The 24185-nt window shown below is 68.0% G+C and carries 20 protein-coding genes and 1 tRNA gene; 14 read left to right on the top strand and 7 right to left on the bottom strand.

What is annotated here, in order from left to right; translation table 11 throughout:
* Window positions 1-179: 179 nt before the first annotated feature.
* On the top strand, window positions 180-1487 hold the full coding sequence (locus DFJ67_RS28680; RefSeq protein ID WP_244940442.1) for a flavin-containing monooxygenase: 1308 nt from the start codon (window positions 180-182) through the stop codon (window positions 1485-1487).
* Here DFJ67_RS28680 and rho read toward each other — a convergent pair.
* Window positions 1422-2630: a transcription termination factor Rho gene (rho, locus tag DFJ67_RS28675; RefSeq protein ID WP_308442562.1), complete on the bottom strand. Its 1209-nt coding sequence runs from the start codon at window positions 2628-2630 to the stop codon at window positions 1422-1424. The genes DFJ67_RS28680 and rho overlap by 66 nt on opposite strands.
* Window positions 2631-2911: 281 nt before the next feature.
* Here rho and DFJ67_RS28670 point away from each other — a divergent pair, with 281 nt between their 5' ends.
* Together DFJ67_RS28670 and DFJ67_RS28665 are read left to right on the top strand one after the other, a co-directional pair.
* A complete protein-coding gene (locus tag DFJ67_RS28670) occupies window positions 2912-4126 on the top strand; it encodes an acyltransferase family protein (protein ID WP_116070883.1) in 1215 nt (404 codons plus the stop codon).
* Window positions 4127-4185: 59 nt separating this feature from the next.
* A complete protein-coding gene (locus tag DFJ67_RS28665) occupies window positions 4186-5496 on the top strand; it encodes a serine hydrolase (protein WP_147315639.1) in 1311 nt (436 codons plus the stop codon).
* Here the strand turns inward: DFJ67_RS28665 and DFJ67_RS28660 are convergent.
* A complete protein-coding gene (locus tag DFJ67_RS28660; RefSeq protein WP_116070881.1) occupies window positions 5474-6370 on the bottom strand; it encodes a PLP-dependent cysteine synthase family protein in 897 nt (298 codons plus the stop codon). The genes DFJ67_RS28665 and DFJ67_RS28660 overlap by 23 nt on opposite strands.
* A gap of 127 nt (window positions 6371-6497) precedes the next feature.
* Between DFJ67_RS28660 and DFJ67_RS28655 the strand changes: the two genes are divergently transcribed.
* The 8 genes from DFJ67_RS28655 to DFJ67_RS28625 all read left to right on the top strand — a co-directional run bounded on the left by DFJ67_RS28655 (window position 6498) and on the right by DFJ67_RS28625 (window position 12107).
* Window positions 6498-6571, top strand: a tRNA-Pro gene (locus tag DFJ67_RS28655).
* Between the two features lie 115 nt (window positions 6572-6686).
* Window positions 6687-7217: a tyrosine-type recombinase/integrase gene (locus DFJ67_RS44015; RefSeq protein WP_239097362.1), complete on the top strand. Its 531-nt coding sequence runs from the start codon at window positions 6687-6689 to the stop codon at window positions 7215-7217.
* Entirely contained in the window at window positions 7121-7648 is a 528-nt protein-coding gene (locus DFJ67_RS44010) for a site-specific integrase (protein ID WP_239097361.1), read from the top strand. The genes DFJ67_RS44015 and DFJ67_RS44010 overlap by 97 nt, the downstream gene beginning before the upstream one ends.
* Before the next feature lie 520 nt (window positions 7649-8168).
* On the top strand, window positions 8169-8810 hold the full coding sequence (locus DFJ67_RS28645; protein WP_116070880.1) for a PadR family transcriptional regulator: 642 nt from the start codon (window positions 8169-8171) through the stop codon (window positions 8808-8810).
* Between the two features lie 102 nt (window positions 8811-8912).
* On the top strand, window positions 8913-9878 hold the full coding sequence (locus tag DFJ67_RS28640; protein WP_116070879.1) for an ATP-binding cassette domain-containing protein: 966 nt from the start codon (window positions 8913-8915) through the stop codon (window positions 9876-9878).
* Window positions 9875-10720: an ABC transporter permease gene (locus DFJ67_RS28635; protein ID WP_116070878.1), complete on the top strand. Its 846-nt coding sequence runs from the start codon at window positions 9875-9877 to the stop codon at window positions 10718-10720. The genes DFJ67_RS28640 and DFJ67_RS28635 overlap by 4 nt, the downstream gene beginning before the upstream one ends.
* 103 nt (window positions 10721-10823) lie before the next feature.
* Window positions 10824-11246, top strand: coding sequence for a DoxX family protein (locus tag DFJ67_RS28630; RefSeq protein ID WP_116070877.1), 423 nt, complete (start codon window positions 10824-10826; stop codon window positions 11244-11246).
* Window positions 11247-11273: 27 nt separating this feature from the next.
* Complete coding sequence (locus DFJ67_RS28625) at window positions 11274-12107, top strand: alpha/beta fold hydrolase (protein WP_116070876.1); 834 nt, start codon at window positions 11274-11276, stop codon at window positions 12105-12107.
* A gap of 753 nt (window positions 12108-12860) precedes the next feature.
* On the opposite strand, the gene DFJ67_RS28620 is transcribed toward DFJ67_RS28625, so the two are convergent.
* From DFJ67_RS28620 to DFJ67_RS28600, 5 genes are all read right to left on the bottom strand, one after another.
* On the bottom strand, window positions 12861-13730 hold the full coding sequence (locus DFJ67_RS28620; RefSeq protein ID WP_116070875.1) for an alpha/beta fold hydrolase: 870 nt from the start codon (window positions 13728-13730) through the stop codon (window positions 12861-12863).
* A 464-nt stretch (window positions 13731-14194) separates the two neighbouring features.
* Entirely contained in the window at window positions 14195-14764 is a 570-nt protein-coding gene (locus tag DFJ67_RS28615; protein WP_147315638.1) for an SRPBCC family protein, read from the bottom strand.
* 70 nt (window positions 14765-14834) lie between these two features.
* Entirely contained in the window at window positions 14835-16415 is a 1581-nt protein-coding gene (locus DFJ67_RS28610) for an HD domain-containing phosphohydrolase (protein WP_211333968.1), read from the bottom strand.
* Between the two features lie 197 nt (window positions 16416-16612).
* A complete protein-coding gene (locus tag DFJ67_RS28605) occupies window positions 16613-18724 on the bottom strand; it encodes a DUF4832 domain-containing protein (RefSeq protein WP_116070873.1) in 2112 nt (703 codons plus the stop codon).
* Window positions 18721-20550, bottom strand: a complete 1830-nt coding sequence (locus tag DFJ67_RS28600; RefSeq protein WP_147315637.1) for an endo alpha-1,4 polygalactosaminidase — start codon at window positions 20548-20550, stop codon at window positions 18721-18723. Before DFJ67_RS28600 ends, DFJ67_RS28605 begins: the two co-directional genes overlap by 4 nt.
* Before the next feature lie 110 nt (window positions 20551-20660).
* Between DFJ67_RS28600 and DFJ67_RS28595 the strand changes: the two genes are divergently transcribed.
* The 3 genes from DFJ67_RS28595 (at window position 20661) to DFJ67_RS28585 (ending at window position 24179) form a co-directional block, all read left to right on the top strand.
* Window positions 20661-21452 (top strand): DeoR/GlpR family DNA-binding transcription regulator, encoded by a 792-nt coding sequence (locus tag DFJ67_RS28595; protein ID WP_116070871.1) that lies wholly within the window; start codon window positions 20661-20663, stop codon window positions 21450-21452.
* A gap of 243 nt (window positions 21453-21695) precedes the next feature.
* Window positions 21696-22592 carry an SIS domain-containing protein gene (locus DFJ67_RS28590; protein WP_116070870.1) on the top strand — a complete coding sequence of 299 codons (897 nt, stop codon included), beginning with the start codon at window positions 21696-21698 and terminating at the stop codon, window positions 22590-22592.
* Between the two features lie 381 nt (window positions 22593-22973).
* Window positions 22974-24179 carry an ABC transporter substrate-binding protein gene (locus DFJ67_RS28585; RefSeq protein WP_203783907.1) on the top strand — a complete coding sequence of 402 codons (1206 nt, stop codon included), beginning with the start codon at window positions 22974-22976 and terminating at the stop codon, window positions 24177-24179.
* Window positions 24180-24185 lie beyond the last annotated feature (6 nt).

The raw sequence follows: 24185 nt of genomic DNA, 5'->3' as shown, positions 1-24185 counted from the left end.
CGCCATTGGACAGACGGGCCGGCCGGCCGGCTCCCGTTGTGGCCGAGCCGTTGCCTAAGCGTGAGGAGTGTGACCGGCGCGAGTCATCGCCGAGACCGCACGGAGGCCTTACCGAGACTTTAGGTGTGATCTCCGTCCGGTTCGGGATGGCGCGGGCGGCGCGAGGCGTTGCTCGGCATGTGCGGGATATCGATGTCGTGGTGATCGGGGCCGGGCAGGCGGGGCTTTCCAGCGCCTACCACCTGCGCGGCTCGGGGCTGAGCCAGGTCGTGCTCGACGCCAACCCGGGCCCGGGCGGCGCCTGGCAGCACCGCTGGCCGACCCTGCGGATGGCCACCGTGCACGGGATCTTCGACCTGCCCGGGATGCACTTCGAGCCGCCTTCGCCCGACGAGCGGGCCGCCGATGCCGTGCCCGCCTACTTCGCCGCGTTCGAACGCGAGTTCGGGCTCGACGTGCGCCGGCCGGTGCGGGTCGACGCGGTCCGGGAAGGCGGCGACGGGCGGCTGCTGGTCGATACCGACCATGGGATGTGGCGCGCCCGCGCGCTGATCAACGCCACCGGCACCTGGACCCGGCCGTTCTGGCCCCGCTACCCCGGCCAGGAGACGTTCCGCGGCCGCCAGTCGCACACCGCCGACTATCGCGGCCCGGCCGACTTCGCCGGTAAGCGGGTCGTGGTCGTCGGCGGGGGCACGTCGGCCGTCCAGATCCTGCTGGAGATCGCCGACGTCGCGGCCGCCACCGCCTGGGTCACCAGGCGACCGCCGGTGTTCCGCGAGGGACCTTTCGACCAGGAGTACGGCCGGGCCGTGATCGCCAAGGTCGAGGCCCGGGTCCGGGCCGGGCTGCCGCCGCGCAGCGTGGTCAGCGTCACCGACCTGCCCTGGACGCCGGCGATGGCCGCGGCGCGGGAGCGCGGCGTCCTGGTCCGCCGGCCGATGTTCGACCGGATCTCGCCGGACGGGGTGGTCTGGGCCGACGGCTCTCACTGGGACGCGGACGCCATCCTGTGGGCCACCGGGTGGCGGGCCGCACTCGACCACCTGGCGCCGCTGCACCTGCGGGGGCCGGGCGGCGGCGTCGTGATGGACGGGACCCGGGTGGTCGCCGACCCGCGGATCCACCTGGTCGGCTACGGGCCGTCGGCGAGCACGGTCGGCGCCAACCGCGCCGGTCGGGCGGCCGTGCGGGAGCTACGCGAGCTACTGGCGCCCGCCGGATCAGGCGGCTCGGGTGGGCCGGCGCCTGCCGGATCAGGCGGCTCGGGCGGGCCGGCGCCTGCCGGATCAGGCGGCTCGGGCGGGCCGGCGCCTGCCGGATCAGGCGGCAAGGGTGGGCCGGCGCCTGCCAAATCAGGCGGCCCGGGTGCGCTGGCCGCTGCCGGATCAGGCGGCCCGGGTGCGCTAGCGGCCGCCGGATCAGGCGGCTCGGGCGTGGCCGGCGGTGCGGAGCAGGAACTCGGCGTTGCTGCCCGTCTTGGCTAGCTGGTCGAGGAGCTGCGGCAGGGCCTGCATGTTGTCGCGGCCGGCCAGCGCGCGGCGCAGCAGGTGCACGGCCGCCAGCTCGTCGGGCGGCAGCAGGAGGTGCTCGTTGCGGGTGCCGGAGGCGTTGATGTCGACGGCCGGGAAGATCCGCCCGTCGGCGCTGGCCCGGTCGAGGGTGAGCTCGGCGTTGCCGGTGCCCTTGAACTCCTCGTAGATCAGCGTGTCGCCGCGCGAGCCGGTGTCGATCAGGGCGCTCGCGATGATGGTCAACGACCCGCCGCCGTCGATGGCCCGGGCCGCGCCGAGCAGGCGCTTCGGCGGGGCAAGGGCACCAGCACCGACACCGCCGGACAGGGTACGGCTGTTGCCGCCGGCCAGGTTGTTGTAAGCGCGGCCGAGCCGGGTCAGCGAGTCCATCACGATGACCACGTCGCGGCCGAGTTCGACGAGCCGCTTGGCCCGCTCGATGGCCAGCTCGGCGACGCCGGTGTGGTCCTGGGCGGGCCGGTCGAACGGCGAGGCGATGACCTCACCGCGGACCGAGCGCTGTAGGTCGGTGACCTCTTCGGGGCGCTCGTCGATGAGCAGCACCATCACGTGGCACTCGGGGTTGTTGCGCAGCACCGACTGGGCGATCGCCTTGAGCACGATGGTCTTGCCGGCCTTGGGCGGCGACACGATCAGCGCCCGCTGCCCCTTGCCGATCGGCATCACCAGGTCGATCACCCGGGTGGTCAGCACGCGGGGGTCGGTCTCCAGGCGCAGCCGCTGGCTCGGGTGCACGGGGGTCAGGTCGTAGAACTCGGGGCGCTTGCGGGAGGCCTCCGGGTCGCGGCCGTTGATGGTCTCGACCGTCTCGACCGGGCGGGGCCGGTCGCTTCTGGGCTGGGGCTTGCGGGCGCCGCCGTTTCGGGACCGGCTGTTGCGGTCACGCTGGTCGTCGCCGTTGCGCAGCGTGCCGGTGATCTTGTCGCCGGGGCGCAGGCCAAGCTTGCGGACCAGCGGCGGCGGTAGGTAGGCGTCCTGCGGGCCTGGAGCATAGCCCTGGGTACGCACGAAGTATTGCTCGCCGCGCTGGTCGACGATCCCGTCCACGGGATCGAGGTCGGTCTCTTGTGGAGCATTGGGTGGGGTTGCGCGCACGCGCGTCTCCTCATAGCTGTCGTCCCCGGTCGGCTCAAACATCGGGCGGACCAGCGGCGGTTGACATCGATCGGGCTGAGCCTCGATCACGATCGGCCTCCCGGGGGGCAGCAGGACAGCTGCGCGCACATCCGCGGGGGAACGGCCTGGGTTGACGGTAGCGCGCCGTTACCACCACCGCAAGCAACCCGGGAATATCCCTTACGGGTGGGGTTGGCACTACCGCGGATCGGGTTGGCCGCTGGATCGTGTCTCCGGCGTGCCGATTCTAGCGTCAATTCATGACCGCGACGGTAATCCCCTCACCCGTCGCCAACGCTCCACGCCCGGCGTCCGCGCCGCGCGAACGGGCCATCGATGGCTTGCGGGCACTGGCGATCCTCGGCGTCGTATGTGGACACTGGTTGGTCGGTGGGCTCAGCCCCGGCGGCGCCGGCGGGCTGGTGGTCGACAGCCCGCTGCGCGCGGCGGCCTGGCTCGCGCCCCTGACCTGGATCCTCCAGATGCTCGGCGTGTTCTTTCTCGTCGGCGGGTATGCCGCCGGGCAGAGCCTGACCCGCTGGCGGGCCGGCGGCGGGAGCGACCGGGCCTGGTTGCGCCGGCGGTTCCTGCGGCTGGCCTGGCCTGTGGTGGCGGCAGTGGCCCTGGTCACCGCCGCCCTCCCGATCGCCGCGCTGGCGGGTGCGGCACCGGCCACGCTGCGTACCTGGGTGATCCTGCTCGTCCAGCCGTTCTGGTTCATCGGCATCTACGCGGTGGTGACCGCGCTCACTCCGGTGGCGATGTGGCTCGACCGGCGCTGGGGCTGGGCGGCGGCACTGCCGATGGCCGGAGCGGTGGCGGTGCTCGACGTCGCCCGTTACGGGCTGCACCTGGTGCCGGACTGGGCCGGTTACCTGACCGTCGTACCCGCGTGGATGTTCACCTATCAGCTCGGCGTGGCGTGGGCGCGCGGCGGGATCAGCCGGACCACCGCGTGGCGGCTGCTGTGGGGTGGCGCGGCCGTGTTCGCGACGCTGCTGGTGGTGGCCCATTACCCGGCCAGCATGGTGACCGTGCCCGGGTCGGGCCGGTCCAACTCCAACCCGCCGTCGCTGCTCGTGCCGGCGCTGGCGGCCATCCAGTCCGGTGCCGCGATCCTGCTCCGCGGCCGGCTGGACCGGTTGCTGCACCGGCACTCCGCGCTCTGGACAGCGGTCGCGGTGCTCAACCTGTGCGCGATGACGATCTTCTGCTGGCACCAGACCGCGCTGGTCGCGGTGTCCGCCGCAGCGGCCCGGCTGGGTAACTTCGCCGGCTTGACCGACCCGCCGGTGAGCAGCGGCTGGATCGCCGAGCGGCTGGGCTGGTTCCCGGTGCTGGCGGTGGCGCTCGGGCTGCTGGTCGCGCTCGTCCGCCGGTTCGAACGGCCGGCCGCGGTGGTCACCCGGCGACACCGGATGTTCGCGGCGGCGATCGTGGCGGCCTTCACGGCGTACCTCCTGATGGTCTATTGATCCCGTTCTGCGGCGCGCCTCGGGTCCTCTCCGCACCCGCTTGACTACGCTTCGTGTGCTTGCCGACACGTTGGGTTGTTCACTCGGGGGTCTGGATGGCGCGCTGGTATGCGGCCGTGCTCGCGCTGGCGGCGTTTCTCGCTCCGCTGTCGGCGTCGCCGGCGCTCGCTGGTCCTCGGCCCCCTGGACCCGCTCGGCTTGTCTGGTTTCCTGCTGGGGACGGGATCTTCTCGGTCGACGCGGAGTCGCGGACAGTGCGCTACCGGTCGTGTTCGGTGGACACCGGGCGGGTCTACAACCCCGGTATGCGGGTCGCGGGCGGGGTCGCGACCGGCCGGATCACGTTCGAGGGGACCCCGTATCGCTACCGGGCGCCGCTGGTCGGTCGGTTGACGGGGACGGTGGAGGTGGGCCGGCGCTCCCTGAGCGGCACCACGGTGACCAGTCCGCAGCCGCCCGCGAACCCCGCGCTCGGCCGCCGGCTCCTCCCGCTGACGGCTCGGCTACAGGCGATCGTCGCCTCGGCGCCGGTGACCGCCGGGGTCTCGGTGCGCGACCTGTCGGGGCGCTACGGCGACCAACAGATCTCGGTGGCGGGCCGGTTCCGGCCGAAGGCGGCGAGCCTGATCAAGCTGTGGGTGCTGGTCGAGTTGATGCGGCGGATCGACTGCGGGCAGGCGGCCTACACCGACGGGGTCCTGGTGCTGCCGGAAGACGTGGTCGGCGGGACGGGTGAACTGCAACACGAGACGTTCCCGCAGGTCGTAACGCTGTTCCGGCTGGCCCAGTACATGATCAAATACAGCGACAACACGGCCACCAACGTCTTGATCGACTACCTGGGCGGGTTCGAGCCGGTCAACGCTCTGATCGACTCGATGAACCAGCGCGAGACGGTGCTCGGCCGCAAGATGCTCGCCACGCCGCCGCCGGAAAACTTCACCAGCCCCGACGACGTCATCTCACTGCTCGGTGCGGTCTGGGATCGTCAGGTGCTCCGGCAGGTCAACCGCGACCTGATGCTGAGCTTCATGCTCGAGCAGACCCTCAACGGCAAGATCCCGGCCGCCCTTCCGTCCGGGGTGCCCGTCGCGCACAAGACCGGCGAACTGCCGGACGTGTCACACGACGTGGGCTATTACCTCATTCCGGGTACGGAGATCGCGGTCGCCTTCCTCACCGCGGGCGTGGAGACCGAGGGGGCGGAGACGGTGCGGCAGTTGGCCCGGGCGGTCTACGACTACGTCGACGCGCCGCCGCCCGCCTCCTCGCTGCCGATCACCGGGGTCCGGGTCTGGCCTCTGGCTGCTTTTCTCCTGGGCTTCGGCCTGCTGCTGCTGGTTGTCTTCAGGCGTAGAGCGATCCGCTGAGGTATTTGAGTCCACTGTCGACCTGGACGGTGACGACCTTCTGTCCCCGTGCGGCGATTTTCTCGGCGGCGGCGAGGTTGGCGCCCGTGGACGGCCCAATGAAGATGCCATGCCTTCGTGCCGCTTGCCTCGCGGTTTCGAAGGCCTCGCTGTCAGAGACCGCGATGACCTCGTCGAGGTCTGTCTCCTTGAGCTGCGGTGGCCAGTAGCCGATCCCGCCCCCTTCGATGTGGTGCGTGCCCGCGGCGTGCCCGGAGAGCACCGCTGACTCGGCCGGCTCGACGGCCACGCGTCTCAGGTCCTTCTGGTGCGCGCGCATCGCGCGGGTAGCGCCGAGGAACGCGCCGGCAGTGCCCACGTACCCGCAGAATGCATCGACGGTTTTGATCTGCTCGATGATCTCCTCCCCCATCCGCCGGTAGCCGTCGGTCATGTCGGTGTTGTGGAACTGATCGGTCCAGAACGCCCCGGTCTCAGCGGCGATCTCGGCCGCCCGGGCGATCATGGCCGGGATGAGCTCGGGCGTGATCCCGTCGGGGCTGTGGATGAGCTCTACGTTGGCGCCGAACGCCCGCATGGTCCGGATCTTCTCCGCGGCGAAGGCGTCGGACGACACGATCCGCAGCGGATAGCCCTTCACGGCGCACACGAACGCCAGCGACGACCCGGTGCTCCCGCCGGTGTATTCGACCACCGTTTGGCCTGGTCGCAGCCGACCGTCACGCTCGGCGGCCTCGATCATGGCGAGCGCCATCCGATCCTTGTAGGAGCCGGTCGGGTTGGCGGCTTCGAGCTTCACCCAGACCTCCCCCGGGCTGTCGCCGCGCTCGAGCGCGACCAACGGCGTGTTGCCAATCCCGTCGAGACCCGACACCGACCCCTCCCACCCCAGCAGCCCCAATCAGCCTGGTCACCGACACTACGGACCACGCCGCAGAGAAGGCACCCCCATGCGCTACTCTGTAGCGGCTGCCGTCGGGGGTACGACACCCAGACGGCAACGGGACGTGGCGCAGCTTGGTAGCGCACTTGACTGGGGGTCAAGGGGTCGTGGGTTCGAATCCCGCCGTCCCGACAGCGTAAGGGTTTCCGCAGGTCAGCTGCTTGCGGAGGCCCTTTTTGCATAGCTCGGCATCGATGTCAGGTCTAGCACGCCGCTGTTGGACCCCTTGACTCGGAGTTATTTGACCATGCCGACCATCGACATTCGTAAGACCACTGCCGGCCTGTCCCCCACCTGGTCCGGCTACCTGCGCGACTGGGACCGCACCCTGCGCGCCGCCAACCATCCGGAGACCACCCGCTACAGCTACCTGCTCGCGGCGGCACAGCTCGGCCGCTACCTCGGAACCGAGTGCGACGAGTTCGACGCCCCGCAGGCCGCCGACGATCCCTGCCTGGTCGCCCGCGGCCATGTCGAGGACTTCCAGGCCTGGATGGTCGACACCCGCTCAGCGTCAACGGCGATGAACAAGCACAAGAGCCTGCAGCAGTTCTTCAAATGGCTCACCGTCGACGAGGAAGCGATCCGCCGCTCGCCGATGGACCGGGTCCGCCAGCCCAAGAAGCCCGAGAAGCTGGTCCCGGTCCTGACCGCCGAAGAGACCCGCAGGCTGCTGGCCGCGTGCGCGAGCTCGACGTTCGTGGACCTGCGGGACCAGGCCCTCATCCGTCTCTGTTCTATAACACCGGCGGACGCCTGGCAGAGGTCGGGAACCTGACGCTCGATGACCTCGACCTGCACGCCGACACCGTCCGATTCCACGGCAAGGGCGCCAAGGACCGCCGCGTGCGGATCGGGCCTCGGACCGCCCGGGCGATCAGCCGATACCTGCGGGCCCGATCGGGGCGCCGAGGCGCCGACCTGCCGCGCCTGTGGCTGTCAGCGCGCGGCGCCTGCCGCCTCGAACCGAACGGCATCAAAATCCGCCTCAAGCAGCTCGGTGCCGCAGCCGGGGTGCCGAACGTTCATGCCCACCGGTGGCGGCACAGCTTCGCCCACGAGTGGAAGCTCGCCGGCGGCGACACCGGCGACCTGATGCTCCTGCTCGGCTGGTCGTCGGACGACATGCCCCGCCATTACGGCGCCAGCGCCGCAGCCGAACGCGCCCAGCAGACCCAAGCTCGCCTGGCAATCGGCGAACGAGTCTGAAGGTGGCGCCACTACTGCGGTCCCAACACCCGTCACTCCATCAGGGACAACTAGCAGCGCCGCTTTGTCATTGCGGTCGACGCAGTGTGGCTTTGGAGGTCTCCACCAGCACCGTTTGTAGGTCAGTGCTGACACCACCCGGACCAGGAGGGCACCCTGGTGTTGGTGGGAGTTGACACCACCGCTGGCGGGCGCGCAAGCGGAGCTCGTAGAGCAGGCCAAGTGGCGGGAGCACCCCAATCGGGACACCCCCGAGCACGTCGCGCCATCAGGCCGAACTGTGGGCGGGACAAGCACGCACCGAACTGGAGTGGGCGAAGAGCCTGAGCAAACGACTGTCTGAGGGCGCCTACACCATGGCCGATGATCCGGGTTCGTGGCGAACGGTCCCCGATCACCTCAAGCCGCGCGCCTAATCAACCTTGACTAGACGTTTCGTCCTCGTGTACTTTGGCCAAGTAGTCAAACTGGACTAGTCCTCTACCAATCCGTTTGCAACACGGGAGAAGGAATCGAACCCATGGGAAAGCTCGCGATCGAGACGAGAGGGTTGAGCGGAGGTGGGCGCGTGTCGGCGACGAAGCTCCTGGTGCTCGGTATCGTGCACCTCTCCGGCGGCGCGCATGGCTACCAGGTGCGGTCCGAACTGCAGAGCTGGGGTGCGGAGAGTTGGGCCAAGATCAAGCCCGGCTCGATTTATCACGCACTGAAGAAGGCGGCGGCTGATGGCCTCCTCACCGAACACGCCGAGCCGGGCAACTCCGGGCCGGAGCGCGTTTTGTACCGCGCGACAGCTCGGGGACGTGACGAGATGGTCGAACTGGTCCGCGACGGTCTGCGGCGCACCCATGACCCCACCATGCTCGACGCGGCCATCGCCATGTTGCCCATGCTGACCAGGACAGATGCGATCGCGCACGTTAACGAGCGGGTCGCGCGCCTGGAAGCGGAGCTCGTAGGGCAGGCCAAGGGGTGGGAGAACCCGAACCCCGACATTCCCGAACACGTCCGCGATCAGGCCGAACTGTGGGCGGGACACGCACGCACCGAACTGGAGTGGGCGAAGAGCCTGAGCAAACGACTGTCTGAGGGCGCCTACACCATGGCCGATGATCCGGGTTCGTGGCAAACGGTCCACAATCCCCTCAAGATGCGCTTCTAATCAACCTTGACTAGACGTTTCCTCCTCGTGCACTCTGGCCAAGTAGTCAAACTTGACTAGCTCACCAATCCGTTCGCAACGCCGAGAGAAGGAATCGAACCCATGGGAAAGCTCGCGATCGAGACGAGAGGGTTGAAGAAGAGCTTCGGCACGACCCACGCGGTCGCCGGTGTGGACCTGGCCGTGAGCGCCGGGGGCGTGTACGGCGTGCTCGGCCCGAACGGGGCGGGCAAGACCACCACGATCCGCATGCTCGCCACGCTCCTGCGCCCCGACGCCGGAGAGGCGCAAGTGCTCGGCTACGACGTCGTGCGTGATGCGCGTTCGGTACGGACCCGGGTGAGCCTCACCGGGCAGTTCGCGTCGGTCGACGAGGACCTCACCGGGGTGGAGAACCTGTTGCTGCTCGCCAGACTGCTCGGCTACTCACGCCGCCGAGGCAGGGAGCGGGCGACCGACCTGCTCGACGCGTTCGGTCTTGCCGAGGCCGCCGATCGGCAGGTGAAGAAGTACTCCGGCGGGATGCGCCGGCGCATCGACATCGCGGCGAGCCTGGTCGTCACCCCCGAACTGATCTTCCTCGACGAGCCCACGACCGGGCTCGATCCGCGCAGCAGGAACCAGGTGTGGGAGATCGTCAGGGGCATGGTCGCCGAGGGCGCCACCGTGTTGCTGACCACGCAGTACCTCGACGAGGCCGACCAGCTGGCCGACCGGATAGCGGTGATCGACCACGGGAAGGTCATCGCCGAGGGCTCGATCGGCCAGCTCAAGGCATCGGTCGGCGCGGGCTCGCTGCATGTACGCCTGCGTGCGCCCGAGCAGCGCGCCGAGGCCGAACGGGTCCTCGCCGCCGCGCTCGACGTGCCGATCGAGCTCTCCGCTGACCCGGCCGCGCTGTCCGCGCGGATCTCCGACCCCGAGCGGGTCGCCCGTTCCGTGGCCGAGCTGTCCCGCGGCGGCATCGACGTCACCGAGTTCGCGCTCGGTCAGCCGAGCCTGGACGAGGTGTTCCTCACCCTGACCGGACACACCGCCGAGGAGACACCCGAGGAGGATGCCGCATGAATGCCACGACCGCGGAGCAGGCGTCGGCGCCGGTCACCGAGGACGCGCTGCGCAGTGTGCTGTTGGCCGGTGAGCGGCCGTCTCGCCCCGGCCCGGTGCTCACCTCGTTGACATTCGGCTGGCGGGCGCTGCTGAAGATCAAACACGTGCCCGAGCAGCTCGTCGACGTGACCATGTTCCCGATCATGTTCACGCTGATGTTCACCTACCTGTTCGGCGGCGCGCTCGCCGGGTCGACACAGGCGTACCTGCAGTTCCTGCTGCCCGGCATCCTGGTGCAGGCGAACGTCATGATCACCATGAACACCGGCATAACGCTGAACACCGACATCCAGAAGGGCGTGTTCGACAGGTTCAGGGCGCTCCCGGTGTGGCGACCGTCCCCGCTTGTCGGCGCCCTGCTCGGCGATCTGGTGCGCTACTCGATCGGGTCGGCGATCGTCATCACGCTCGGACTGGTCCTAGGGTTCCGGCCGGAGGGTGGCGCCGTCGGCGTGGTGCTCTCGGTGGTGCTGCTGCTGGTGTTCTCGTTCTGCCTGTCGTGGCTGTGGACGATGCTCAGCCTGATCCTGCGCACGCCGAACTCGGTGGCGGGGGTCAGCATGATGGTGATGTTCCCGCTGACGTTCGTGAGCAACATCTTCGTGGACCCGAAGACGATGCCCGGGTGGATGCAGGCGGTCGTCGAGGTCAACCCGATCAGCCACCTGGCGACCGTGGTACGCGGCCTGATGGACGGCTCGGTGCCCGCCGGGGAAATCGGCTGGGTGCTCGTCTCGTCCGTACTTCTCGTCGCGGTCTTCGGTCCCATCACCATGGTCCTCTACCGCAACAAGAAGTAGATGCCCCTACCGCGAGCACTTGGTCGAAATCAACTCCGACAACCCGGCCCACTCGGCCAACGCCATCACCGGTACCAGGCCCGGACACGACACGGAGAGCCGAATGAGCACCATCCCCCAGAACAACTCGGAAACCGTTGCGCACACGCCCGGGCGGGCGAGCAGCATCGGGGTCTGGATTCTGCAAGTCGTGCTGGCGGCGATAATCGCCAGCGGCGGAATCTCGAAGCTCGCCGGCGACCCGGTCATGGTGGACATGTTCGCCGACATCGGGGCTGGCCAGTGGCTCCGATACCTGGTCGGAGCGCTGGAGGTCGCGGGAGGGGTTGGACTTCTGATCCCGGCTCTGGCGGGCCTGGCCAGTCTCGGGTTGGCGGCATTGCTGACCGGTGCTGTCATCACCGATCAGTTCGTGCTCGAGCAGAGCCCTTGGCTGCCGCTCGCCTTACTCGTCGTAGCGGCCGTGATCGCAAGGACGCGGTGGTCGCGCACCGAGGCCGTCGTCGGCACGCTGTTCAGGCGCTGAGACAAACCTCTCGAACGGAGATGTGAGATGAACGAGATGGCCTTTCGCATGACATCAAACGATGGCACCACCATCGCCTACGACAGGGAAGGAAGCGGTCCGGCCGTCATTCTGGTGGGCGGAGCACTCGACGAGGGGGTGGAGAACGCTCCCTTGGCGCCAGCTCTCGCCGAGCACTTCACGGTCTACAACTATGCCCGTCGGGGACGCGGCGCGAGCGGCTTCACCGAGCCGTACGCCGTGGAAAGGGAGATCGAGGACCTGGATGCGTTGATCGCGGAGGCGGGCGGCTCGGCACACCTGTTCGGGGCGTCGTCAGGCGGCGCGCTGGCGCTGGAGGCCGCCGCGGCAGGGTCAGCCATCGACACGATCGCCGTCTGGGAGGTGCCCTACGCGGTTGGAGACGACATACGCCCGCGATTCGAGGAGTACATCGCAGACACCCGACGCGCCTTCGACGCCGGGCGAGACGAGGAGGTTCTCGAACTGTTCATGCGCATGACCGGCGCCTCCGACGACAACATCGCGGCCAGGAAAGCGGCAGGCAAGCAGACGGCGCATTGGGCGCATTCGGTCGCCCTCGCGCCCACGCTGGTCCACGACAGCGTCTTCCTCAACCGCTACCAATTGCCGGCCGATCGACTGGCAACGGTCACCCAACCGGTCCTGGTCACCACCGGAGGACCGATCACGGTCCCCTACATGGCAGGCCTGCCCTCGGACTTCTTCGACCGCGCGGCCGACGAGCTTACAGACCTACTACCCCACGCTCAACGGGAGACCCTCGAGGTGCCGGATCACGTCGTCGACCCACAGACCGTCGGCCCGCTGTTGCTACGGTTCTTCAGCAGCGAACGCTGAGGGGCCCGCGAGGTGTTGCGGGAAGACCGATTAGGCACCGCGCAAGCAGCGTGCTCGTCACCAACGTCTTCGTCACCACGCAAGGCCGGGCCGTCGTACTGACCTGGGCCTCAGTGGGACTCGACCTGGCCTACTCACTGCTCATCGGCTCCGTCGTCGGTCGTACCCCGCACTCCGGGCCGACTCAGTACCGCCCACCGAACCCCTGCGCAGCACATGACCAGGCACCTCGGTAGGGCCAGTCATTCCGGGCTGTGGTCGCATGCGGTCACCGTTCCCGGGCAGTGGCCCGGTGCCGAAAGTCGTGCCCACGGCGTGCTCACGTCAGGAGTGCCACCGATGACACAGCCGCGTTCCCGGGTCGACCTGTACGCGGCGATCCGACGGGTTGCCCGATCTGGGATGTCCAACCGCGCGCTGCAGCGCAAGCACGGCGATGCCGCCGCCGTTTCGCAGGCGTTCTCGCCCAGCCGCGTAGGCCGACTTCTCGCACTGTTACCGATATCCCAACGCGGTCGATACATCGCTTCTGGGCGCCATCGGTGTGTGGTCTACGCTGGAGCCCGCAGCGTCTACATAGGAGGCATCAACAAGACTCCTTTACTCGGCTGGTCTATGCTTTGCACGACCTGGGAATACGTTGCTGAGCATGCCGCTCACCCAGCCAAGAGCTGGGGGTCGTCCCGACACAGCTCAGAGGGCATATCCGATCGATGGATATGCCCTCTGCGGCCTCGAGGGCCTACCGCCTTATCACAGCGCAGCAACGAGTTCGTCGAGCATGCGGTCGAAAGCCCCGACTCCCACCGACAGGTGTCCCTCCCCTTGCTCCAGATGGGCGGTCACCCCCGGCACGTGCGCCGCGAGCCACTTGCCGTGGGCGTAGGGCACCATCAGGTCCTCGCTGCCCTGCCACACGTACGTCGGCATGGCGATCTCGGCCAGCTCGAAACCCCAGTCCCTAATGAAGGCGAGGTCGTCGTCGAGCCAGCCGTCGACGCCCAGACGCAGCCCCTCCGCGAAGCCGGCCGTTAGATCCACGCCGAACTCGTCGGTCAGCACGGCCCGGTCCACGGGCGGCAGCAAACTCGACAACCCGGCGATCAGACCGGCGGCGTCGGTGTCGCGCATCCCCTCGGCCTCCTTCTCCAGGTATGGGCGCAGGTGCTGCTCCCCGCGCGCCGCCGCGCCGAACTCCGTGACGTTGTCCTCGCCCATGCCGGCGAGAAAGTCCAGGCCCTCGGCGTCGTACGGCGCGACCCCGGCGATCACCAGCGCCGCCACCACCCGCTCCGGCAGCCGCGCGGCCGTCGCGAGGGCGTGCGGCCCGCCCCCGGACCAGCCCGCCACCAGGCAGCGCGGAGCGCCGACGTGGTCGAGCACGTCCCGCACATCCGCGACCACGTCCACCACCGCCCGGCCCGCAGCGCGCGTCGAGCCGCCGTAACCGGCCCGGGAGAACGTCACGAGCCGCAGGCCCCGCTCGTGCACGCCCCGCCGCATGTAACGCAACGGCCAAGCCGACCCAGGGGTGCCGTGGTGGAAGACCAGCGGTACACCGTCGGCGGGGCCGCTCACGTCCACGTCGAGCAACCGGCCGTCCCGAGTGGAAATCGTCGTCATGTCCCGATCCCTTCGTAGAGCCACGCATAGGATGGCGCACGGCGACGCGCGTTTCCACCAGGTGGCCACGCGGGCATCGTCCAGCGGTAGGCGGCCGCGACCACCGCCGCGGCCGTCGCCGACCTACCGGGCAACAGCTTCGCCGGACCCAGCCGCCTCGGGCACATGCGCGGAGCGCCGCCGACGCCCAGGACCACAGATGGCCGCGAGGCTCTGGTCACTTTCCGAACAGCTCACCGATACGCGGTTTCCCCTGCAGGGGCGGCCCCGCGAGATCCTCTAGCGGCGTTCGGTGGTCGCTTCAGCCTCGGCGGCCTCCTCGGCGCGCATCGCGCCACCTAGGCCCCGCATGTTCTTGATCGGCTCGATTGAGGGAAGAAAGATCGTGATGGCGCCGGCCAGTAAGATACCGGCAGAAACCAAGACGGACAGGACCTACTGCTCTACCGCGAGTGGAGCGCATGTCAGTCGATGGACCGAGCCGCGGGCGGCACCGGCTGGGCCAACTGTTCGGCTGCCCAGAGCAGATTGTGGAAGCCACGGCGGCACAGGAACGGGATCATCACGCGGTGCGTCAGCGTGGCCATGAGGGGAAGGCGCATCCGCAGCGGCGGGTTCGTCATGGATGCCCGGCGCAGCCGGTAGGTCACCCGCGCGCCGTCGGCGGCCGGCTCGATCTCGTAGCGGTGCTCCCACCGGGCCTCGGTGCGGCGGCCGGTTGGCCACACCGCGACGCCGTCAGTGTGAAACTCGATGACGGCGGCCTGGTCGGCGCGCACGACCACGCTGTGGTCCTGCCAACGGGTGCGGGTCATCGGCATTGATCCGACGCTCGTGAATTCGGAGCCGGCCCGCATCGGGCCGTCGGCCCGCAGCGACGTGAGTTGAAACCCGTGCCGTTGCTTGCGGCCGGCCCAGTCCAGGTGGGTCTCCAGGTTTGCCAGCACGTCGTAGACCGCGGATGGCGAGGCGTCGCAGTGCGCCTCGAGCACCATCTCGTAGCTGCTGTCGCCGTCCCACACCACGCGAGTCAAGGCCGTCTCCCTCATGCCGGTGCCCATGCGATCGACGTTAGGTCGGAGCACGGGGGCGGACATGAGGCATTCACCTCATCTTTGTCGCGACTCCGCGTCGATGTCGTCGTCGCCGATCAGGCCGTGCTTCACGGCGAACAGACTGGCCCGGGCCCGGTTGGACACACCGATCTTGACGTAGATGTGCTCCACGTGGTTGGCGGCGGTTTTTTTTGGAGATGCCTAGCTGGGCGGCAATGGCCGCGACCGCCAGCCCTCGGGCGGCCAACCGGAGGACTTCGACCTCTCGGGCCGTGAGCCCGGCCGGCCAGGAGCGGCGGCGACGCACCGCGTGCCCGGCCACGTGCAGCACACCCTCGACCGCGTCGCCGTCGAGCCGGCCGACCCGTGCCTCATCGCGCAGGTAGGCCGCGGCTTGATCGGCCGTCAGCCGGGCTCGGTGCGGTCGCGGTTCCAGCTTGGACCGGTAGGCATCGGCCGCTCCTAGAATCCGGGCGACCATGGGCAGAGCATCGCCGGTGATGCCCCGGGGGTATCCAGAGCCGTCCAGCCGTTCGTGATGGGCTATCGCCACCGTCCCCAGTGGAGCGAGTGCCGACGCCGCCAGCATCCGCTCGGTCAGATACGGGTGCAGCCGCACCCGTTCCCGTTCGCCGACGCTGAGGCTGCTCGGCTTGTCCCAGATGGTATTGGACACGCCAAGCCGGCCGAGGTCATGGACATACGCGGCCCGCCGCACCAGCACCGCGTCAGCCTCGACCAGTCCGGCGGTACGAGCCGCCGACTCGGCCAGCAGGGCCACCGCGCACGAATGGCCGAGCGTGTAAGGCGACTTCACATCGGCGAAGTTGGCTACCGCCGCGAGCGCCGCGTCGAGCTCCGCGCCAGTCAGCACGACGTCGAGCTCGGGCTCGGCGGCGATCACCGCGCTCCAGGTCGCCTCGCCGTCAGGCCCCACCAAGATTTCGTCGGCGACGGACACGAACAGATCGACCAGCTCCGGATCGAACTGAGTCCCCCGCCGCTCACGGGCGACCGCCACGGCCGCCTCAACGCCACCCAACCGGTGGAAAACCTCGACCACATCAGCCAGGGTCACCAGCCGTGCGACCAGCGAGATCGCGGGCCCCCGGGCCAGCCCTGGGGTACCCCTTCCATCCCACCGTTCGAAAGCCTGCCCAAGGCTGTCCCGAACCTCGGCGTCGAGACCGAGCTGGTGGGCCAGATCCTCCGCTGCCCGCCGATGGTTGTCGATGATCGCCTCGACCTCGCGCCGGCCACCGCCGATCAGCGCCAACCCGAGCCGGGCCCGGTCGACCAGCGGTCGCCCGGCACCCAGATGACGCAGGACGAAACCCGTCCCCGCCCCGTCGACCATCGGAAAGTCAGACTTGAATGCCAGGTCATCACCGAACCACTTCGCCTGCTCGTAGGCGTCCACGTGGCAGCCGACCCAGGTCAGCAGCGCCGTGTAGCAAACGGTCGCGCGGCCCCTCGTATCCAGTCCGACTCGCTCGGCCAGGCGCATCGCGATCAGGCACTCACGCAGCACGTGCTCCATCGGCTGACCGAGGCCGAGATCGGCACCCAGCGACATGACGGCCAGCAGCTCGAGGCGGCGCACTCGCAGATCAGCTGACGGCCCGGCCATGCGGCCCAGTGTATTAATTCAGCGGCACGGGCGGAGTGGCGAAGACGAGCGGATAGGCCTATCTCTGTTGATCACAGAGACGGGCCGAGAGGTCAACCGGGAGGGCCGAGGCCGGCCGGAACGACCGGCCGACCTCAACTACCACGCCGTTCCCCCGCGGCATCGGCCGAGCCGACCACCGCAGGGTGGCGCTCACGTCACCGGTGACCCGGCGTGAAGCTCACGGTCTCGGTTCTCGAGGTCTTTCCGCCGGCGTTGCGTTGCACATAGGCGAAGTATTGCGTGCCGTTGGTCAGGCCCTTGATGTGCACGCCCTTCGAGTTGTAGTTGACGTTGCTGTAGAGGGTGAACGGCCCTGGCGCATCCGCCTTCTTGAGGTAGACCGAATACCCCTTCCCGTTCGACGACCCGATCGCGAAGTCCAGGTCCACCTGGCCGTTACCGGGTTTGATGCGCGTGACGGGGATGTCGTTGGCGGCGTTGACCGTTGTCGAGCCGAGCAGGTTCGCGCCGAGGTCGGCGTCCCAGATGCCCTCGCCATTGTTCGCGAACTGAATGCTGCGCTTGTTGGGGGTGGTCTCTTTGGGATCGTTGATCTTCAGGTAGATGTCGTAGTCGCCGACGGGCACGTTGCCGAACTTGTGCATGTCGATCGCGAAGCTCAGATCGCGGTAGGCGGCGGTGTTGCTCGCCCTGCTGTCCAGGTCGGGCCGCCAGTTCCTCGCGTCGATCTTGGTCAGCGCCGTGTAGGACTTGCCATCCGCCTTGGACTTCAGGACGACCGACACGTTCTTCTTGTTGACGATGTTCCCGAAGCCGACGTTCTGGATGCTTCCGTCGAACTCGAGGGTGCCGTTCTGCTTGACCCACCCGCTCGCGTTCGCGTCACGCAGCACCAACCGATAGCCCAGTCTGTCGCGGAAGTACTCCGCTCCGGTTCTGCCGTCGTACAGGGGGTCGAAGGTCGCGTACTCCGTCCGGTACGGCTCCTCGTACGCATTCGTCATCTTCTGCTTGACGTTGTCTTTCGTGTACGTGAAGTCTCCCCACCTGTCGTGGACGGAGTCCTCGTAGTCCGCGTTCAGGTAGACGGTCTGTGCATAAGCGGCTTCCCAGCCGACGAACGGATAGGTGTTCCAAAGGGTCGCGTCGCCCTGCGCCTCGCCGCCATAGAGGTTGTTCTGCTTCCTGATCCAGGTCATCAGCCGGCCGCGGTCATACGTGTCCGCGGCGCCCAGCGGGTTACCCGGCCAGCCGGCCCCTTCGGACAGCGAACCCCAGTCGTTGGGGTAGTTGTCCCCTTCGTCCTCGCCGTACGCATAGCTGTCGTTGAAGAAGCCGAACCGCGCCTCTGGGGTACCCGCCTTCGGTGGCGGCATCTTGTCGATGTTTTGGAAGGTGTAGTGGGTGTGGTATTTCGCGTTGTACCACGACACGAACGCGCCACCCTGGACGGTGATCGAGCGCGACTCGGGGACGGCGTCCAGCAACGCGTTCAGCATCCAGGCGTACGCCTGCGGACTCGTGCCGAAGGTCGTCGAGTGCTCTTCGCCCCAGGGACCGAAGAAGCCTCCGTCCACCCCCATGATGACGTCTTCGAACTCGTGCAGGATGGGCTTCAGCTGCGCGATGTGCTGGAGAACGGTCGCTTTGTCCGGCTCGATGTCCGCGACGGACCGGTCCATGTAGCCGTCCTGCGGATGCTCGACGGAGACCCAGCTGTAGCCCAGGCCGTCGTAGTTGAAGCGGACCATGGTGACCCCGTTGCCGTTCCTGACCTCCTGAAGCTTGGCCCTGATGTAGGCGAGGGCATCCGCTGTCAAGGGTTGGGACGTGCCGCGCGGCCACGTGGGCAGGACGTTTGCCTTCCAGTAGTCGAAATGAGTCGCGTAGGCGTACGGCGGCTTGTCACCGGGCCGTGATTGTATCGACACATCCGCGGGGGCCCGATAGCTCGCGGTATATCTGGTGCCCCGCGACGTGAAGGTATTGCTCGAGTAGTTCCTCAGATCGAAGTAGATGTGGCTGATGCGGGTATTGACGACCGCGCCACCCACGGTCACCGGGCTGTTCCCGACGTTGACGGTTCCGGAGCCCTGGCCGGTGACCGGCACCACCATCCCGTCGTTGGCACGGTAGAACCCTCTGTCCGGGTTCGGCACGTCGACCGGGTTCTCCGTGTAGTTCAGGCCTTGCGGCACCAGCGGCGCCGAGGAACCCGCACATTGGACTCCGCCATGAGAAAACGCGCTCATGGTCAGCAGCAGCGCCGGAGCCAGCAGCAGAGAGAGCGCCCGCCTCATTTTCATCGGTGACCCACCGTAAAGCTCACCGTCTCGGTTCTCGAGGTCGCTCCGCCGGCGACGCGTTGCACGTAGGCGAGGTACTGCGTGCCGTTGGTCAGGCCCTTGATGTGCACGCCCTTGGCGTCGTAGTTGACGTCGCGGTAAGGCTTGAACGGCCCCTGCGCATCGGCCGCCTTGAGGTAGACCGAATACCCCTTCCCGTTCGCTGACGCGATCGCGAAGTCGAGGTGGGCCTGCCGGTTGCCGGGCTTGACCGTGCCCACCGGAATGTACGGGCGATCCTCACCAGGAATGCCGCCGTTAGCAAGCCAGTAGGCCTCGAACGCGTTCCACCCGCCGCCGCCGCTCGTCCGGCTGTAGACGCCGACGTTGTCCAGGTACGCGCCGTCGAATCCCTGGCTGATGATTCGGTCGATGGAGGACGTGTTGTCATGAGTGGCGATGTTCGCGTACGGGCTGCCACCGTTGACGATGATGTCGCGCCACTCGGGGTTCCACCACTGCACCACGGCCTCTTCGGCGTAGTTGCCGCCGTATCCCAGGGCCAGCCACGCCGGGGCGTTCTCGGGCGGCGAGTAGACGGTGTTGACGATCTTGCCGGACTTCATGCTCCGTTCGGTGTTCGGGTTGGTGGGGTCGATCCAGACCCAGTCGTCCTGGCAGTACCAACGGTTCTGCTCCGCCGATCCGACGCTGATGTAGGCGATGACCTGCCGCCTGCCGCCGCCCGGCTTGCGCTTGAGGCTTTCGATCTCGGCGCGCGTCAGCGGCGTCTGTTCCCCGGGCAGCGCCCGGTGGTTGTAGAAGGAGTCGATGTAGATGACGTCGTAGTCGGAGTTTCGCAGCGCGTTGAGCCACGTCTTCCGGCCGTCGTTCACGTTGAGACCCGCAGCCCGCCACCACCAGTCCCACTGGTCGCCGTACTGAGCTATCGCGTTCTGCACGACAGTGGCGTCTCCCGCCGGCCGGTAGCGACCACCTGGGGACGGAACCAGCAGACCGTTTCCGTAGGAGTCGGTGATCCTCGTCCGGTCGGGCTCGCCCGCCGCGAGAGCGGCGGCCTCTTCGTCGTCCCACGTGCTCCAGGCGTCGAAGGGCCGGCCGTTGATGTTGTAGAGGTAGTTCCGGGCGTCGGTCAGGTCGCGGACATTCCTCTTGCCGTCGATCCGGCCGCTGAGACCGATCGTCGCTGGGTTCTCGACCCAGAAGTAGTCACCGTTCTGCGCCCAGCGCTTGCCCGGGAACAGCTGCTGAGCCAGTGTCCCGCCGATCCGCGGGTAGGGGATGATGCCCCAGTTCTGGGCTCGGCGGTAGTACTCCTGAAGCTGCGCGGGCGAGTTGACGGTCGAGGTCTCGGTGACCATCAGGCCTTCCTTGACCAGCGCGATGTAGGCCGCCTGCTCCGAGGTCGGAGTCGTTCCGTCCCCGCCGAGGAGCAGTGACTCCTTACCCCAGCCATCGACGAGAGAGACGAGATCCGGCAGCACTCCCTTGCTCACGTCGCCGTCGATGAAGGCCAGCGCGGCCGCATCCTGGGGAATGATCTTGAAGTCGGGGTTACGCGTCTTCGCGTGGAGTGCGAGCTCCATGATGAACGCCTGCATCTTGTGGGTGCGGCCCACCAAGCCGGATCCACTCGCATAGAGCTCGTTGATCTTCGCTTTCAGGGCGGCGACCGTCGGATCCTGCACGCACGGCTTCGCGGCCGACGCGGGCGCCGCTGTCGTCGTCAACAACAGCGGCGTAGCCAATGCGGCCGCGAGGATCTGCCGCCGCCTTATCGGGGTCAGTGCGGGCGCCGGGTGCGCCGAGGAACGTGATATAGCCATCTGCGGATCCTCTGCCTGCGCGAGCGGCCTGGCAAGCCTTTCTTGCTCAAACGCGCGTAAATGAACTAGCTTGATTGCGCGTTTGTGTTCATGACTGGCAGGGAGCTCGCATGGCTCGTAGCACGTTGCGTCGCGCCGACCGGGTGTCGACGATCCTGGACCGCATCTCGAGCGACGGCTCGGTCGATGCTCGGGCGCTGGCGAAGGAGTTCGCCGTTTCGGTCGCGACCATCCGCCGTGACCTCCAGACGCTGGAGGACCAGAAGCTGCTGAACCGTACGCACGGCGGTGCCATCGCGGCCGAGGTCAGCTACGAGCTGCCGGTCCGCTACCGCGTCGGTCAGCACCGGGAGGAGAAGCTGGCGATCGCGCGCACGGCGGTCTCCCGGCTGCCGCACGGGCCGCTCACGGTGGGACTGACCGGCGGCACCACCACTCACGCGGTGGCGCGCCTGCTCGCCGACCGGTTCGATCTGGCGGTCGTCACCAACGCGCTCAACATCGCGGCCGAACTGGCGCTACGTCCCCGGCTGAAGCTCGTCATGACCGGTGGCGTCTCACGGACGCAGTCCTACGAACTGGTCGGTCCGATCGCCGACCGCACCCTCGGCGGGCTCAACATCGAGGTGGCGATCGTGGGGGTGGACGGGATCTCCGCACGTGCCGGCCTGACGACGCACGACGACATCGAGGCGAACACGAACGCCACGATGATCCGCCAGGCGCAGCGCGTCATCGTCGTCGCAGACGGCTCCAAGGTCGGCCGCGTCCACCTCGCCCGCATCTGTGCGCTGCAAGACATCGATGAGTTCGTCACCGACGCCAGCGCCGACCCGGCCGCGCTGGCCGCCATCTCCGCTGCCGGAGTCACCGTCACGGTTGGCACCCCCGATTCGCGTTGATCATGAACTCCTGATCAACGCGCCGCCCGGGTGTCCAAACGCGCATCGACCCGCTGGCCGGTTCGCGACGTGTCCACTGTCTCGGGTCCGGTGTCGTGGGCACCGGCTGGCGAACTCGGCCACCCGCATGAGCATCGCAACACGCTCATGTTTGCACAAGTTCTGCGCGAGTTTGCTCGGATCTGCGTGAATGCCTAGAAGAAATGCTTGACAGCGCACGAAGCGCCGTCCGAGTATCTTGCGATGAGCACCACGGCAGATGAGATCGCAACCCAGCCCGAACTCTGGCGCCGCGCCCAGCGGGTCTTGCACGAGGTCGCCGACCTACTGCCAGCACCTGGCCAGGACGTGTGCATCGTCGGCTGCGGCACGTCGCTGTACATGGCCCAAGCGGCGGCGAGTCTGCGGGAGAGTGCCGGCCACGGCCGGACCGACGCGTTCGCGGCGTCCGAGATGCCGCACGGACGCCGTTACGACGTCATCGTGGCGATCTCCCGCTCCGGCACGACATCAGAGGTCACGAACGTCTTGAGCCGCGGCCACGGCGCGCGCTCTGTCCTCATCACAGCGGTCCCGGACGGTCCGGTAGCGGCGGTCGCGGACGGCGTGATCGCGCTGCCTTTCGCCGATGAGCGTTCGGTGGTCCAGACACGCTTCGCCACCACTGCCCTCACCCTGCTCCGGGCCCATGCCGGCGACGGCGACGAGCGTGCCGCGACCGATGCCGAGCAGGCGCTCAACACGCGACTGCCGGTCGACCCCAGCGCCGTTTCACAGTGGACGTTCCTCGGCCGCGGCTGGACGGTCGGCCTCGCCCAGGAGGCTGGGCTGAAGCTGAGGGAGGCCGCACAGGCCTGGACGGAGGCCTACCCCGCCCTCGAATACCGGCACGGACCCATCAGCGTGTCGGGCCCCGGTAGCGTCGTGTGGTCGTTCGGTCCACTCGACGCCGCCCTGGCACGCGAGGTGCACGCGGTCGGTGCGACGGTGGTCGACCTGCCGCTCGATCCGCTGGCCTCGCTGGTCGTAGCACAGCGCGTCGCGGTCGAGCTCGCCGAAGCGCGCGGCCTCAACCCTGACACCCCGCGTAACTTGACCCGTTCGGTCGTGCTCTCCGGCGACGCGCTCACGGTGCTGTAGCCATGCGACGGCGGATGCGCGGGCGTTTGGGCAAGTCATTGACACCCCGAAATCAGCTGGATAGATTCCGTGCGCTTTATCGGACAGCGTTCGAAATCTCGAACACATAGGGCGCGGCCCAACCTGCCGTAGCCACCACCGCAACCCAGTGAACGCTCGCACCCGAACCGCTGCGCAAGGGTTGGAAGCGGAACGAACAGTTTCTGCTCGCACCAGCCATCACGCCGCAGCACCAGAAGGGGGAGACCTTCAGTGACCGTACGACAGCCCTCCGGCAGCGTGCCCACTCGGCGAGACTTTCTACGAGGTGGACTTAGCCTGGCCGCGCTGGCCGGGATAGCACCGATCCTGAGCGCATGTGGCTCGGATGACGACAACAGCGTGGCGGCCGACGGCACCGTCACCATCACCATGTGGCACGGGCAGAACGACACGGGTAAGGAAGCTATCGACAAGATCGTGGCCAGCTTCCAGAGCAAGAACCCGAAGATCAAGGTCGACGCGAGCACTGGCGGCGTGCTGGCCGACGCCATGCTGCAGAAGATCACCACCGCGCTCTCCGGCGGCACCTACCCGGACATCGCCTACATCTTCGGGCCGGACATCGCGAGTGTCGCCCGCAGCCCCAAGGTCGCGAACCTGCAGTCGTTCATCACCCCACCCGAGGCGAAGTGGGACGACTTCTTCCCCGCTGCTCGCGACGCGGTGACCGTCGACGGGAAGGTGCACGGCTTCCCGGCCCTGATCGACAACCTGTGCGTCGCGTACAACAAGAAGGTCTTCAAGGATGCCGGGGTGCCGGAGCCGACCGAGGCCTGGACCTGGGACGAGTTCGTCGCCACGGCAAAGCGGCTGACCAATCCCGGGAAGGGGATCTTCGGCACGGGATGGCCCGCCGACGGCGGGGAAGACTGCGTCTGGCGTATCTACCCGATGATCTGGGACCTGGGTGGTGCCATCGTGGACGACTCCGGGCGCAAGGTCGGGTTCGACAACGACGCGGGTCTGAAGGCCCTGCGGACGATCCAGCAACTGGGTGCGGACAAGTCGGCCTACCCGGATACCAAGCCGGGCAGCGAGACGATGTACCAGATCTTCAACAGCAACAAGATGGGCATGATCGCGACCGGGCCATGGCAGCTACCCGCCATCATCGAAGCGAAGGTCGACTATGGCGTGGTTCCGCTTCCGAGCTACAACGGACAGCGGGTCACCATCGCCGGCCCGGACACCTGGACGGTTTTCGACAACGGATCGGCGAAGGTCAAGGCCGCCGTCGAGTTCCTGCAGTTCGTCACGGCCGCCGATCAGGACATTCAATGGGCCACCCAGGCCGGCAGCCTGCCGCTGCGCAAGAGCACCTCCGAGTCCGCCGAGTGGAAGCAGCACCTGCAGTCCACCGCCGGCCTTGACGTCTTCTCGAACGCGCTCGGCTATGCGCGGACCCGCCCGACGATCCGCAACTATCCACGCATCTCGCAGCCCCTGGGCCAGGCCATCACCAAGATGGTCCTCAACCAGGGGACACCCGAGGAAGCGCTCAAAACGGCCGTGCAGGCCGCCAACGCTGCCCTTGCCGCCGGTTAGGAACTC

This window comes from Asanoa ferruginea, assembly GCF_003387075.1.
Lineage (GTDB): Bacteria > Actinomycetota > Actinomycetes > Mycobacteriales > Micromonosporaceae > Asanoa > Asanoa ferruginea.
Note: the sequence above shows the minus strand (reverse complement) of the source record. Positions and strands in the feature narration are given on the sequence as shown.

Coding starts and splice junctions, on each gene's coding strand:
- DFJ67_RS28605 (WP_116070873.1), bottom strand. CDS start 18,724: ATGAAAATGAGGCGGGCGCTCTCTCTGCTGCTGGCTCCGGCGCTGCTG.
- DFJ67_RS28670 (WP_116070883.1), top strand. CDS start 2,912: ATGACCGCGACGGTAATCCCCTCACCCGTCGCCAACGCTCCACGCCCG.
- DFJ67_RS28610 (WP_211333968.1), bottom strand. CDS start 16,415: ATGGCCGGGCCGTCAGCTGATCTGCGAGTGCGCCGCCTCGAGCTGCTG.
- DFJ67_RS44015 (WP_239097362.1), top strand. CDS start 6,687: ATGCCGACCATCGACATTCGTAAGACCACTGCCGGCCTGTCCCCCACC.
- DFJ67_RS28635 (WP_116070878.1), top strand. CDS start 9,875: ATGAATGCCACGACCGCGGAGCAGGCGTCGGCGCCGGTCACCGAGGAC.
- DFJ67_RS28625 (WP_116070876.1), top strand. CDS start 11,274: ATGAACGAGATGGCCTTTCGCATGACATCAAACGATGGCACCACCATC.
- DFJ67_RS28600 (WP_147315637.1), bottom strand. CDS start 20,550: ATGGCTATATCACGTTCCTCGGCGCACCCGGCGCCCGCACTGACCCCG.
- DFJ67_RS28590 (WP_116070870.1), top strand. CDS start 21,696: ATGAGCACCACGGCAGATGAGATCGCAACCCAGCCCGAACTCTGGCGC.
- DFJ67_RS28645 (WP_116070880.1), top strand. CDS start 8,169: ATGGGAAAGCTCGCGATCGAGACGAGAGGGTTGAGCGGAGGTGGGCGC.
- DFJ67_RS28640 (WP_116070879.1), top strand. CDS start 8,913: ATGGGAAAGCTCGCGATCGAGACGAGAGGGTTGAAGAAGAGCTTCGGC.
- DFJ67_RS28620 (WP_116070875.1), bottom strand. CDS start 13,730: ATGACGACGATTTCCACTCGGGACGGCCGGTTGCTCGACGTGGACGTG.
- DFJ67_RS28630 (WP_116070877.1), top strand. CDS start 10,824: ATGAGCACCATCCCCCAGAACAACTCGGAAACCGTTGCGCACACGCCC.
- DFJ67_RS28595 (WP_116070871.1), top strand. CDS start 20,661: ATGGCTCGTAGCACGTTGCGTCGCGCCGACCGGGTGTCGACGATCCTG.